This window comes from Pseudomonas sp. N-137, from assembly GCF_034555295.1.
Lineage (GTDB): Bacteria > Pseudomonadota > Gammaproteobacteria > Pseudomonadales > Pseudomonadaceae > Aquipseudomonas > Aquipseudomonas rhizophila.
Map to the genome: position 1 here is coordinate 1 of NZ_JAXUDQ010000007.1, position 12,951 is coordinate 12,951.

Here is a 12,951-nt window from a genome sequence, read left to right on the forward strand (position 1 = left end):
GCTCCATAGCTACAACGACTACCGGTCGCCGGTAGCCATGGAGAAACTGGCGGCGTGAAACCTTAACTGGTGTCCAGAATTACTTGACCAGTTCAGCCTGCTCGCGATAAGGCCATGTCAGTCAGCGAACATCCGAGCCCGGTAGTCCTTCATCAATATGCCGATACTGCGCCCCCAACTGCCCCGCCAATTGCCGGCCCCGGCCCAGGCGAATCGGTCCGCGTTCGATGTCGATCAACAGGCTTGGGCAATCAAGGGGCGGCAGTGTCAGCTGCTGTTTGACTCGCCCATCGGTCATCAGCAACACCCGCTGTTGCTCGGTCGGGTAGCGCTTGCGCCGGGCCGTCAACCAGCGTCCGGCCTCGTTCAGCGCCGCCAGCAACGGCGTGCCGCCGCCGGCGCCCAGGCCGTCGAGCCAGTCCCGTAGCCCGGCCGAGGCCTTGAGCCCTTGCACCTGCCAGGCTGGTGCGCTGCCGCTGGCCGTCAGCAAGGCCAGCCGGGCGCGTTGGCGGTAGGCGTCATCGAACAGTTGCGCCAGCAGGCCTTTGCCATCGCTCAAGGCTTGATGACGACGAGTCGAGGCCGAGGCGTCGACGATGACCAGCCACAGTTCATGGGGCGAACGATGGCGTTGCTGAAAACGCAGGTCTTCACGCAGGCGTGGACGGCCAGCGAGCAAGGTGCCTGGCCAGTTCACCGCCCCGCTGGCCGCCGCTTTGCTGCGGCCCTGGCGCCCCTGGTCCAACCGTCCCGCACGGGGTCTGGCATTCACCCCCGCGGGCGAACGGGGGCGAATGCCTAGGGCTTTTTTGGCCAGCTCGGCACGTCACGCCGAGTGCCGGTGGGCAATGCCCGGGCCGGCAGGTCACCCCACTGGCCCTGGCCTTCGTCAGGCCTGGCGGTTTGATCGGCGGTGGCTGGCGGCGCCTGGGACGGCGCAGGGGCCGAAGGCTCGCGCCTGCGATGACGCAATGCAAACTCTGCGACCGCATCAATGTCCTCAACGGCAATGGCATCCGCCCCGCGCCACGCAGCATGGGCGCGGGCGGCCCGCAGCCAGACCAGGTCCGCGCGCAAGCCATCGACCCCAGCGGCAAAACAACGCTCGGTGATCTGCGCCAGCGCCTGGTCATCCAGAGGAATCTGCATCAACCGGTCGCGAGCCTGTTGGCAGCGTTCGCGCAACTGCCGCTGGGTCGGTTCCCATTCCGCGCAGAACGCCGCCGGATCACTGTCGAAATCCAGCCGCCGACGAATAATCTGCCCGCGCTCAAGCGGTGCGGTGTGGCCGTCCAGCGCCACGTTCAGGCCGAAACGGTCGAGCAACTGCGGACGCAATTCACCCTCTTCCGGGTTCATGGTGCCGATCAATACAAAACGCGCCGAATGCCGGTGTGAGATGCCGTCACGCTCGATCAGGTTGGTGCCGCTGGCGGCCACGTCCAGCAACAGGTCCACCAGGTGGTCGGGCAGCAGGTTCACTTCATCGACATACAACACCCCGGCGTCGGCCTTGGCCAAAACGCCGGGAGAGAACTGCGCGCGCCCCTCCCCCAGGGCCGCGTCCAGATCCAGGGTGCCCACCAGCCGCTCTTCAGTGGCGCCCAAAGGCAAGGTGACGAACTGACCGCTGGCCAACAGGTCCGCCAGCCCCCGGGCCAGCGTAGACTTCGCCATGCCCCGTGGGCCTTCGATGAGCACACCGCCGATTTTCGGATCGATCGCAGCCAGGCACAGGGCCAGTTTCAGGTCATCGGCCCCGACCACGGCGCAGAGCGGGAAATGAGGGGTGTCGGTCATGTTGAACTCTCAAAGGTGGTCGGTAACGTCGATGTGAACAGAGTACTTGTGGCGAGGGGATTTATCCCCGTTGGACTGCAAAGCAGGCCTCCCAATGTGGACAAGAGGGTCGCTTCGCAGCCCAGCGGGGATAAACCCCCTCACCACAGGTCAACCCATCACAGGGGTTGTGTATAGCCCGTCGAATGGGCAAGTCAGCTGTCTTCTTCTATGTCCAACAACAAGTTCTCCAGCGCCTCTCGATACTCCCCGGGCTCCTGCCACATTCCGCGCTGCTGCGCTTCGAGCATGCGCTCGGTCATGTCGCGCAAGGCATCGGGGTTGTGCTGGCGGACGAAATCGCGAGTGTCCGGGTCGAGCAGATAAGCCTCGGCCAGCAAGGCGTACTGGTGATCGTCGATCAACTGCGTGGTGGCGTCGAAGGCGAACAGGTTGTCCACCGTCGCCGCCAGTTCAAACGCACCTTTATAGCCGTGGCGCTTGATCCCGTCGATCCACTTCGGATTGGCCGCCCGGGAACGAATGACGCGGTTGAGCTCTTCTTTCAACGTGCGGATCTTGGGCAAGTCCGGCTGGCTGTGGTCGCCGTGGTAACTGGCCGCCGTTGCGCCGCCAAGGGTCTCCACCGCCGCCAGCATGCCGCCCTGGAATTGGTAGTAATCGTTGGAGTCGAGCAGGTCGTGTTCGCGGTTGTCCTGGTTCTGCAACACCGCCTGCACCTGGCTAAGGCGCCGGGAGAACTGCTCCCGGGCGGCAGTGCCTTCATCGCCGGCGCCGTAGGCGTAGCCACCCCAATTCAGGTAGACCTGCGCCAGGTCTTCGCGGCTCTGCCACAGGCGGCCGTCGATGGCGCCCTGCACACCCGCGCCGTAGGCGCCGGGCTTGGCGCCGAAGATCCGCCACCCGGCCTGACGGGCCGCGACCTCAGGGTCAAGGCCCGATTCCAACAGGGCCTGGCGCTCGCTGCGCACCTTCGCCGCCAAGGGGTTCATGTCGTCCGGTTCGTCGAGGGCGGCGACGGCCTGCACCGCTGCATCGAACAGGCGGATCAGATTGGCAAAGGCGTCCCGGAAGAACCCGGAGACCCGCAGCGTGACATCGACCCGAGGCCGGTCCAGCAGACTCAACGGCAGGATCTCGAAATCGTCGACTCGCTGGCTGCCCGTGGCCCACACCGGACGCACGCCCATCAACGCCATGGCCTGGGCAATGTCGTCACCGCCGGTGCGCATGGTGGCGGTGCCCCACACCGAAAGCCCCAATTGACGCAGGTGATCGCCGTGGTCCTGCAAGTGCCGCTCAAGGATCAGGGACGCCGACTGAAAACCGATGCGCCACGCGGTGGTAGTCGGCAGGTTGCGCACGTCCACCGAGAAGAAGTTGCGCCCGGTGGGCAGCACATCCAGGCGCCCGCGACTGGGCGCACCGCTGGGGCCGGCCGGCACGAAGCGCCCGCTCAAGGCATCGAGCAAACCGCGCATTTCCGCCGGACCGCAAGCGTCCAGACGCGGAGCCACGACGCCGCGCAGGTTTTCAATAATGCTGTTCACCGTTTCCCAACCCGGCGCCTCAAGTTGCGCGACCACGCCCTCCAGGGCCTGCTCGATCAATTGCCCGGCGAACAATTCCAAACGTTCACGAGTATCGCCAGCGGTCCGCCAAGGTTCGTCGCTGAGCCGACGCAAGGCTTCGGGACAAGCGCCGGTCCAGGGTTCGGCCAGCGCACAATCCAGCGGATCGAAACCCAGTGCAAAGGCCTTGGCCAGGGCCCGCAGCAAACTCGACTGCGCGCCCTTGCCATCCCCCCGGGGAATGCGCAGCAACGCCAGCAAGGTGTCGATGCGCAACCGTTGTGTGGGCGACTCGCCAAAAATGTGCAGGCCGTCGCGGATCTGCGACTCCTTCAGATCGCACAGGTAAGTGTCCAGGCGCGGCAGCCAGATTGCCACGTCAGCGTCGCCGTCCAGTTGCAACTCGCGGTCGATGTGGGTCTCGCGCACCAGATTCAGAATGTCTCGCTGCAGTTCCCGGGCGCGGCGTGGGTCGAGCAGTTGCGCTTCGTAGTATTCGTCAGCCAACAGCTCAAGGTTACGCAGCGGCCCATAGGTTTCGGCCCGGGTCAGCGGCGGCATCAAGTGATCGATAATCACGGCCTGGGTGCGACGCTTGGCCTGGGCGCCCTCGCCGGGGTCATTGACGATGAACGGATAAATGTTCGGCAACGGTCCCAGCAGCGCATCCGGCCAGCAGTTTTCCGACAGCCCGACGCCCTTGCCCGGCAGCCATTCGAGATTGCCGTGCTTGCCGACATGAATCAGCGCGTGGACCCCGTAGGTGTTGCGCAGCCAGAAATAAAACGCCAGGTAGCCATGGGGCGGCACCAGGTCCGGGTCGTGGTACACGGCGCTCGGATCGACCTGATAGCCTCGAGCCGGCTGGATGCCGACGAACGTCAGGCCCAGGCGCACACCCGCGATCATCAGCCGGCCATCGCGGAACATCGGGTCCTGTTCGGGCGCGCCCCAGCGCTCCAGCACCGCCTGGCGATTGGCCTCGGGCAATGCGTCGAACATGGCCCGGTAAGCATCCAGCGCCAGGCTCTGGTGACAGGGCCGCTGGTCAAGACTGTCCAGGTCGTTGCTTACCCCGCCGAGCAACTGCTGGATCAGCGCGGTGCCGCTCGCAGGCAGTTCAGCCGGCAGCGGATAGCCCTCGGCCTCCAAGGCCCGCAGGATATTCACTGCCGCCGCCGGGGTGTCCAGGCCGACGCCGTTACCGATGCGCCCATCCCGGGTCGGGTAGTTGGCGAGGATCAGCGCCACGCGCTTTTGCGAGTTGGGCAGGCACGCCAGGGTAGTCCAGCGCCACGCCAGCTCAGCGACAAAATCCATGCGCTCGGGCACGGCCCGGTAGCAGACCACATCGCTCTGGCTGCGCTCGCTGCGCCAGGCCAGGTCCTTGAAACTGATGGGGCGACTGATGATCCGCCCGTCCAGTTCCGGCAGGGCAATGTGCATCGCCAGGTCCCGCGAGCCCAGACCCTGCTCACTGGCGCGCCAGCCAGGCTCGTTGTCCTGGGCGCAGATCGCCTGAATCACCGGGATGTTGCGGCGAAATGGTCGCAAGTGCGGCGCTTCGGGGCTCGATTGGGCGAAACCGGTGGTGTTGAGGATCACCCCCGCCGCCACCTCATCCAGCCAGTCTTCAACCAAGGCCAGGCAAGCGGGCTCCTTGAGGCTCGCCACGGCAATGGGCAAGGGATTGAGCCCCGCCGCTTGCAGACGCTGGCAAAACACGTCGATGAACGCCGTGTTCGCTGCTTGCAGGTGGGAGCGATAAAACAGCACCGCCGCCACCGGCTGCCCGGCCCGCCAGTCGCTTTGCCAATCACTCAGGCTGGCGTTGGTTCGTTCCGGATGGTAGATCGCCGTGCGCGGCAGGGTTTGCGGTTCGCCCCAAGGATAGTCGCGACCGAACCATTGGCTGGCCAGGTTATGGAACAGGTCCAGGGCATTGCCCAAACCGCCTTGGCGCAGGAACTGCCAGAGCCGGTCCCGATCCTCATTGGGCACGTTGCTCAGGTCGCTGAGTTCCGGGTCGGGTCGATCGTCCCCCGGCACCAGGATCAGCTTCACCCCGCGCTCGGCCAGTTCCATAAGACGTTCAATGCCGTAGCGCCAATAACCGATGCCGCCATGCAGGGAAAGCAGGATGACCTTGGCGTGACGCAACACGTCGTCGAAATACAGATCCACCGAGGCGTGGTTTTGCACCTGCATCGGGTTGGCGAGGCGAAACTGCGGATAGTCGTCCGGCAACTGCCGCGCCGCTTCGGCCAGCAGCGCCAGGCTGGAGTCGCCGCTGCACAGGATCACCAGCTCGGCGGGGGTTTGTCCGAGATCGGCAATGTTGTCGTCCGACACGAAACCGCCGGGCTGGGTCCTGAGCAGGTGCATGGCTTAGACGCTGAGGGCGGCGCGCAATTGCGCTTCGAGCAGCCCGGCATCCAGCGCCTGGCCGATCAGCACCAGACGGGTCACCCGCGCTTCATCGGCGCCCCACTGCCGGTCGAAATGTTTGTCGAAGCGCGTGCCCACGCCCTGGATCAGCAAACGCATCGGCTTGCCAGGAATGGCCGCGAACCCCTTGACCCGTAGCACGCCGTGCTGGACCACCAGCTGGGTCAGCGCGTCCAGCAGCAGGCTTTCGTCGGCCTGGGGCAGTTCGATGGAAATGGAGTCGAACGCGTCATGATCATGGTCGTCATCGTCGCCGTCATGGTGATGATCGTGATGGCTGTGGCGGCTGTCGATGTGCTCCTCGGAGCCGGCGCCCAGGCCGATCAACACTTCCAAAGGCAAGCGGCCGCTGCTGGCTTCGATGACCTTGACCGCCGGCGGCAGTTCTTCGGCCACTTCCAGGCGCACCTTGGCCAGGTCTTCAGGGCTGATCAGGTCGGCTTTGTTGAGGATCACCAGGTCGGCGCTCGCCAGTTGATCGGCGAACAGCTCGTGCAGCGGTGATTCGTGGTCCAGGTTGGGGTCAAGTTTGCGCTGGGCATCGACCTGGTCCGGAAACGCGGCGAACGTGCCGGCGGCCACGGCCGGGCTGTCGACCACGGTGATGACCGCATCGACGGTGCAGGCGCTGCGGATTTCCGGCCACTGGAAAGCCTGGACCAGCGGTTTGGGCAGGGCCAGGCCCGAGGTTTCGATAAGGATGTGATCGAGGTCACCGCGCCGCGCCACCAACTCGCGCATCACCGGGAAAAACTCTTCCTGCACGGTGCAGCACAGGCAACCGTTGGCCAGTTCATAGACGCGACCGTTGGCTTCTTCTTCGGTGCAGCCGATCGAGCACTGCTTGAGGATCTCGCCGTCGATACCCAGCTCGCCGAACTCATTGACGATCACGGCGATGCGGCGGCCCTGGGCGTTGTCGAGCATGTGCCGCAGCAAGGTGGTTTTACCCGAGCCGAGGAAGCCGGTGACGATGGTGACAGGGAGTTTGGCCAGTGTTTTCATCGGATGCCCTTTGGCAAGGTGGCGGGCAAACGGGACGACAACCCGCACGCATGGGCGCACGCGGAAGATTTCGCCACCGGATCACCCCGCCCGGTTGTAGTGAGAATCTGTGTCGAGGCAGGTCTCCTGGCTGACGGCGGGCCAGTCATTCGACTGGCAGTGACTGCGCCTTCCCGTGCACCCTTGGTCAAGAGCATGCACAGTGGCCTTGCAGAAACATCACCGTTCACAGTTGCGGGGGCAGCCGCGGCTTGGACCGCGTTCCCTTCTTAGCTTCGGCCAATGCCGAAGAACCTCGAAGGCGCAAGGCTACGCAGGGTGTGGGGGCGGGTCAATGTTCGCAGGTGAGTTCTGTGGTGTCTTGCGGGCCCTATCGCGAGCAGGCTCGCTCCCACAGTAAATTTCGCCGATCACAAAATTCATGTTCAACAAAGCTCAACTATGGGAGCGAGTCTGCTCGCGATGGGCGCAACGGGTATCAGCCAATTGACGCCCCGCCCCCGCCCATGCTCTCCTGTGCGCCTAGTTACGGGTGCCCTTCACAGGGTGAAACGGGAAACCGGTGAATCGTGTGCTTTACTTCAAGGCCACGTCAGTCCGGTGCTGCCCCCGCAACGGTAAGCGAGAGAAGCGTCAGATCCACTGTGCCTCACGGTATGGGAAGGTGACGCTTGTCGGCCAGGCACAAGCCCTGCCCCTCGCGAGCCCGGAGACCGGCCCATGACTCATGCATCAACAAACCCGCGGTGGGCGGGCGCTGTTCGAACCTTGGCGGGCCTGCGCCCGGGGTTTCATTGCGCTCGCTTCACCCGATGACAAGAGACCATAGGGAAGCGCCATGTCGACCATCAGCAGCACCGCCCGTACCGCCAGCAGCTCCACGACCCTGAGCCAGCGCCTGAGCGCGGCGATTTTCGCCTCGATCCTCGGTGCAGGCCTGGTCTATTTCGCCGGTTTCTCCCACATCGAAGCGGTGCACAACGCGGCCCACGACACCCGCCACAGCGCCGCATTCCCGTGCCATTGAGACCTGACGACATGATCAAGCGTATCGCGCAAACCGCCGGTTTCAGCGGGTTGCTGGCCGCCCTGCTGCTAACCCTCCTCCAGAGTTTCTGGGTATCGCCGCTGATTCTGCAGGCCGAAACCTACGAAAGCGCACCGACTACCGAGCACCATGAGCACGCCGCTGGGGCCGTTCACTCCCATGATGCCCAAGCGTGGGAGCCGGAAGACGGTTGGCAACGACTGCTCTCCACCACCGGCGGCAATCTGGTAGTCGCGGTGGGTTTCGCCCTGATGTTGGCGGGCTTGTACACCCTGCGGGCGCCGACTCGCACGTCCCAGGGATTGCTTTGGGGTTTGGCCGGTTATGCCACGTTTGTCCTGGCCCCCACCCTCGGCCTGCCACCGGAGCTGCCTGGTACGGCGGCGGCCGATCTGGCCCAACGGCAGATGTGGTGGATCGGCACGGCGGCCTCCACTGCGGTAGGTATCGCCCTGATTGTCTTCGGCAGGCATTGGTTGCTCAAACTGTTGGGCGTGGCGACCTTGCTGGTGCCCCATGTTATCGGTGCGCCGCAGCCTGAGGTCCACTCGATGCTGGCGCCCGAAGCACTTGAAAGCCAGTTCAAGCTCGCCTCGCAAGTGACCAACGTCGCGTTCTGGCTGGCCTTGGGCCTGGTCAGCGCATGGTTGTTCCGGCGTGGCGACCAGGCTCAGCACGACGCATGAGCACCGGGCCGATCCTGGTGGTCGGCCTGGGCTGTCAACGCGGCTGCCCGGCCAGCACGCTGCGAGAACTGCTTGATCAGACTTTGCGGGCACACGGCATCGAGCTCTCTGAGGTTCGCGCCTTGGCCAGTATCGACCTCAAGCGTGACGAGCCGGGCCTGCTGGAGCTGGCCGAGCAACTGGAGTTGCCGCTGACCTGTTTCAATGCCGAGCAATTGTCCAGCTACCAGGAGCGGCTCAGTCACCGCTCCGAGATCGCTTTTGAACGCACCGGTTGCTATGGCATCGCCGAAAGCGCTGCCCTGGCCCTGGCCGACCGGTTGGGCGCGACACCTGCGACGCTGTTGATTCCTCGCCAAAAGACCCCAAGCGCCACACTGGCATTGGCGGTGACGTCGTAAAACCCGATAATTCGCGCCCTGGATCATGAGCGATCTTCATTCAAAGGGTCGCCGACTCACCTTTAGGAACCGGTCATGACCGTATATTTCATTGGCGCCGGCCCTGGCGACCCGGAACTGATCACTGTCAAAGGCCAGCGACTGATCCGCAGCTGCGCGCTGATCATCTACGCCGGCTCCCTGGTGCCCACAGCCGTGCTGGAAGGCCACAGCGCCGAACAGGTGGTCAACAGCGCCGAACTGCACCTGGAGCAGATTATCGAGCTGATCAAGGCCGCTCACTTCAAGGGCCAGGACGTGGCCAGGGTGCACTCCGGCGACCCGAGCCTGTATGGCGCCATTGGCGAGCAGATTCGGTGCCTGCGGGAACTGGACATCCCGTTCGAGATCATCCCCGGCGTGACCGCGACCTCCGCCTGCGCCGCCCTGCTGGGCGCCGAACTGACCTTGCCGGACGTGTCCCAAAGCCTGATCCTCACCCGCTACGCAGACAAAACCGTGATGCCCGCCGGCGAAGAACTGGGCAGCCTGGCGCAGCACGGGGCGAGCATGGCGATTCATTTGGGCGTCAATCATCTGGAAAAAATCGTCAGCGAACTGCTGCCCCACTACGGCGCGGATTGTCCGATCGCAGTGATTCACCGGGCGACATGGCCGGATCAGGATTGGGTGGTGGGTACGCTGGCTGACATTGCCGAAAAGGTCCAGGCCAAGGGCTTTCGACGCACGGCGCTGATCTTGGTGGGACGCGTGCTGGGTAATGATGTGTTCAGTGAGTCGTCGCTCTACCGCGCCGGGCACGCGCATCTCTACAGGCCCTGAAAATACAACTTTAAGAGCGAGCTTGCTCCCACAGGGATTTGCGGCGATTAAAAAAATCGAACGTCACCGCGGCCCCAATGTGGGAGCGAGCCTGCTCGCGATAGCGGTGGATCAGCTTGCGCGGATGTCGGATCCACCCATAAAAAAACGGCGCTCACGGGCGCCGTTTTTTCTATCCGCAGCGAACACCTATCAGTAGTAGGCGTTTTCTTTCTGCGTGTGGTCGGTCACGTCGCGCACGCCCTTGAGCTCCGGGATACGCTCGAGCAAGGTGCGCTCGATGCCTTCCTTCAAGGTCACGTCGGCCTGGCCGCAGCCCTGGCAACCGCCGCCGAACTGGAGCACGGCGATGCCGTCTTCCACCACGTCGATCAGCGATACCTGGCCGCCGTGGCTGGCCAGCCCCGGGTTGATTTCGGTTTGCAGGTAATAATTGATGCGCTCGTTGACCGGGCTGTCGGCATTGACCATCGGCACCTTGGCGTTCGGCGCCTTGATGGTCAACTGGCCGCCCATGCGGTCGGTGGCATAGTCGACCACCGCGTCGTCCAGGAACGCTTCGCTGAACGAGTCGATGTACGCGGTGAAGCTCTTGAGCCCCAGCGCGGTGTCTTCAGGTTTCTCTTCCCCCGGCTTGCAGTAGGCAATGCAGGTTTCAGCGTACTGGGTGCCGGGCTGGGTGATGAAGATGCGGATCCCGATACCTGGGGTGTTCTGCTTGGACAGCAGGTCGGCCAGGTAATCGTGGGCGGCATCGGTAATGGTAATGGCGGTCATGGAAACTCCTCGCAGGCTTGTCGGCAGTTTACGCCAATCATCGCGCCGGACAAAGTCCTAGTATTTTTGTCAGGAAAGCACTCGAATATCCTGGTCAGAGGTTCTGGTAGCGATTCATGTCCAGCACCCCACTTTCCAGCGGCTGCGTCTCCTGCAGGTAGTGGCTCAGGTCATGGAAGTACTGCCAGAACTGCGGGTGACTACGCCGAATGCCCCAGCGCTCGACAATCCGCTCGAACGCCTGCCCGTCCCGGGCGCCCTCCATGGCGTCGACAAAGGCCGGCACTTGCTCGGCGGGGATGTTGAAGATGAAGTTCGGATAGCTGCTCAGCACGCCCGGATAGACCGTCAAGGTGTCCAGCCCCGGTTGGTATCGCAGCGCCTCGCCGAGCAAAAATGCCACGTTACTGTGGGCGCGGTTGCGCAGCAGGCTGTAGACCTCACGGCGACCGCTGACGGTTTCGACGCGCAACATGGTCGCTTCCGGCAACTGGTTGATGACGCTCAGGCCCGCCGCCGGTCGGGAAGACAGGCGACTGAGGGCCTGTTCGGCGTTCTGTAAGGCCGGATCAATGTTCGGACGCGAGCAATAGGCGCCATTACACCGGTTGATCGGATCGGGCCGCGCGTTCAAGTCGCCATAACGAACCAGCAATTGCTGGACGAAATCGCGCTTGGGATCATCTTCGTCAAGCTTGAGCGCGGTGGGTTTATCGTCGTCGATGGCCTCGTAATCGAGCCACATCTTGAATTTTCCGCCCGACTGATACCAATCGTTGAGGTAGTCCTCGCGGGAATCGGCTGGCATCAGGCGCAGGAAGTTCTGCTCCGCACCGTTGCGAATCAGGTCGAAATACAGTCGCGTCTGGGCCTGGTGGGACACGTTGCCGAACACGTCGAAGTTCACCGCCAACTGATAATAAGTGCGCTCCAGCAATGGAAAGTCGAACAGCCACATCGTCTGCGGCACCTCGCCAATCAGGCCCTTGGTGACCGAAGCACTGTCGAAATGCCGGAAAATGCTCAGCAAGGCATTGTCGTTGCCGGCCCACAGCGTCGACCAACTGGGCGCAGGCAGGTCGGCGTAGTTGTCGCGACGCAAGGCTTCGTACTCGTTGCGCTTGTCCCGGTAGTCCAGCCACAGGCTCAGGACGCTGCCCACGTCGTCATTCTGCCCCGGCATCGCCAGCAACGGCGTGGCCTGGCCGCGGTAATTGGGGTCGGTGATGTACAGATCATGTTCCGGGGCCTGGAACAACGCCCAGAAGTTGTCGCGAATCACGTCCGTGGCGATCTGGCCCCGGCAAACCGGGCCGCGGATAAATGTGCGCACGAAATACTCGGCGTTATCGAGCATGAACTGATAGCGGGCCTGGGCCGGGATCGCCTCGAAGGTGGAAAACGGGTTGGCCCGGCGCTCCGGGCCGTACCCTGGCAACGCAGTGACCTGCCATCTGCCGCTGTAGAACAGGCTCTTGATCCGCGCCATTTTCGCCGCGCTCAACCCGTAGGTGATGTGGGTCTTGTGCACGATCACCCCTTGTACCGGCCAGAGCCGGTAATACACACGGGTGCCTGGGTCATCGTTCGGGCGGCGGGTGTTGATCAGATCGATTGGCTGGCCGGTAGGCGTGCGCGAACGTACCCACTGGAAGAAATGCCCCGGCTCGCCATCCTTGAAATAGATGTGCGCCAGAAACCAGTGCTCAAACAACCACCGGCCCACTAGGCTTTCCCGGGCGCCGGGGGCGTTGAGCAGGTTTTCCCACTGCACCACCTGCAACGCTTCGGCGGCGCTCGGCGCCAGCGCTTGCTGATCGATGGGTGCACCCGCGGCCAGCCAGCGCTGCAAGGTCTGATATTGCTGGTCGGTCAGGCCAGTGACCGCCAGAGGCATGCCTTCCTTGGGATGCGCGGCGGCGTACTCGTCGAATTGCCCCGGCATCGGGCAGCTGTTGTCACGCTCAAGCCCAAGCACGATGTCCTGGGGCAGCTTGGCGTTGGGCTGCAACGGTGTGTTGTGGCCCAGTTCGAGCATCTGCGCCATCAGCGCGGCCTGACTGCCTTGAGCATCCAGCACGGAATAGAAGCCTTTGCGCTGCCAGGCCCGCTGGCCGGAGGCGTCATAGAACAAACGGGTGGGTTCGGCAGCCTGGCGTCGTTCACCGTCATAGACTGGCAGCTTGCTCGCGCCCCGGGACACGCCTTCGCCACTGCCCAGGTTCAATTGGCACGCAGAGTCATAGCAGGCGTGGCAGGCGACGCATTTTTCCGTGAAGATCGGCTGGATATCGCGAGTGTAGGAAATCGCCGGGGCGGGATCCTTTGCCACTGAGTAAAAAGACAACAGCAGCAACAGACTGCCGAATAAGACGCGGTACGGCATGTCTCGG

Annotated in this window: 10 protein-coding genes and 2 riboswitches; of the genes, 4 read left to right on the top strand and 6 right to left on the bottom strand. The window is 63.6% G+C overall.

From position 1 onward, the window contains the following. Positions 1–121: 121 nt before the first annotated feature. The 4 genes from T3A99_RS06100 to cobW form a co-directional block, all read right to left on the bottom strand. Complete coding sequence (locus T3A99_RS06100) at positions 122–745, bottom strand: vWA domain-containing protein (protein ID WP_409936844.1); 624 nt, start codon at positions 743–745, stop codon at positions 122–124. A 53-nt stretch (positions 746–798) separates the two neighbouring features. After that, positions 799–1,800, bottom strand: a complete 1,002-nt coding sequence (locus T3A99_RS06105; protein ID WP_322834133.1) for an ATP-binding protein — start codon at positions 1,798–1,800, stop codon at positions 799–801. Positions 1,801–1,994: 194 nt separating this feature from the next. Beyond that, positions 1,995–5,756 (bottom strand): cobaltochelatase subunit CobN, encoded by a 3,762-nt coding sequence (gene cobN / locus T3A99_RS06110; protein ID WP_322834134.1) that lies wholly within the window; start codon positions 5,754–5,756, stop codon positions 1,995–1,997. Between the two features lie 3 nt (positions 5,757–5,759). Further along, positions 5,760–6,824 carry a cobalamin biosynthesis protein CobW gene (cobW, locus tag T3A99_RS06115; RefSeq protein WP_047227829.1) on the bottom strand — a complete coding sequence of 355 codons (1,065 nt, stop codon included), beginning with the start codon at positions 6,822–6,824 and terminating at the stop codon, positions 5,760–5,762. A gap of 98 nt (positions 6,825–6,922) precedes the next feature. Further along, positions 6,923–7,137, bottom strand: a riboswitch (cobalamin riboswitch). 200 nt (positions 7,138–7,337) lie between these two features. Next, positions 7,338–7,561: riboswitch (cobalamin riboswitch) on the top strand. A 101-nt stretch (positions 7,562–7,662) separates the two neighbouring features. Here cobW and T3A99_RS06120 point away from each other — a divergent pair. The 4 genes from T3A99_RS06120 (at position 7,663) to cobM (ending at position 9,781) form a co-directional block, all read left to right on the top strand. Beyond that, positions 7,663–7,851, top strand: coding sequence for a CbtB domain-containing protein (locus T3A99_RS06120; protein ID WP_047227828.1), 189 nt, complete (start codon positions 7,663–7,665; stop codon positions 7,849–7,851). Positions 7,852–7,862: 11 nt separating this feature from the next. Continuing rightward, positions 7,863–8,558 carry a CbtA family protein gene (locus T3A99_RS06125; RefSeq protein ID WP_322834135.1) on the top strand — a complete coding sequence of 232 codons (696 nt, stop codon included), beginning with the start codon at positions 7,863–7,865 and terminating at the stop codon, positions 8,556–8,558. Beyond that, the gene (locus T3A99_RS06130) at positions 8,555–8,959 is read left to right on the top strand and encodes a cobalamin biosynthesis protein (RefSeq protein ID WP_322834136.1); all 405 of its coding nucleotides are present in this window, start codon (positions 8,555–8,557) and stop codon (positions 8,957–8,959) included. The genes T3A99_RS06125 and T3A99_RS06130 overlap by 4 nt, the downstream gene beginning before the upstream one ends. A gap of 75 nt (positions 8,960–9,034) precedes the next feature. Further along, positions 9,035–9,781 (top strand): precorrin-4 C(11)-methyltransferase, encoded by a 747-nt coding sequence (gene cobM / locus T3A99_RS06135; RefSeq protein WP_047227825.1) that lies wholly within the window; start codon positions 9,035–9,037, stop codon positions 9,779–9,781. Between the two features lie 192 nt (positions 9,782–9,973). On the opposite strand, the gene nfuA is transcribed toward cobM, so the two are convergent. Then, entirely contained in the window at positions 9,974–10,558 is a 585-nt protein-coding gene (nfuA, locus tag T3A99_RS06140; protein WP_003182850.1) for a Fe-S biogenesis protein NfuA, read from the bottom strand. Between the two features lie 94 nt (positions 10,559–10,652). Then, positions 10,653–12,944 carry a fatty acid cis/trans isomerase gene (locus T3A99_RS06145; RefSeq protein ID WP_322834137.1) on the bottom strand — a complete coding sequence of 764 codons (2,292 nt, stop codon included), beginning with the start codon at positions 12,942–12,944 and terminating at the stop codon, positions 10,653–10,655. Positions 12,945–12,951 lie beyond the last annotated feature (7 nt).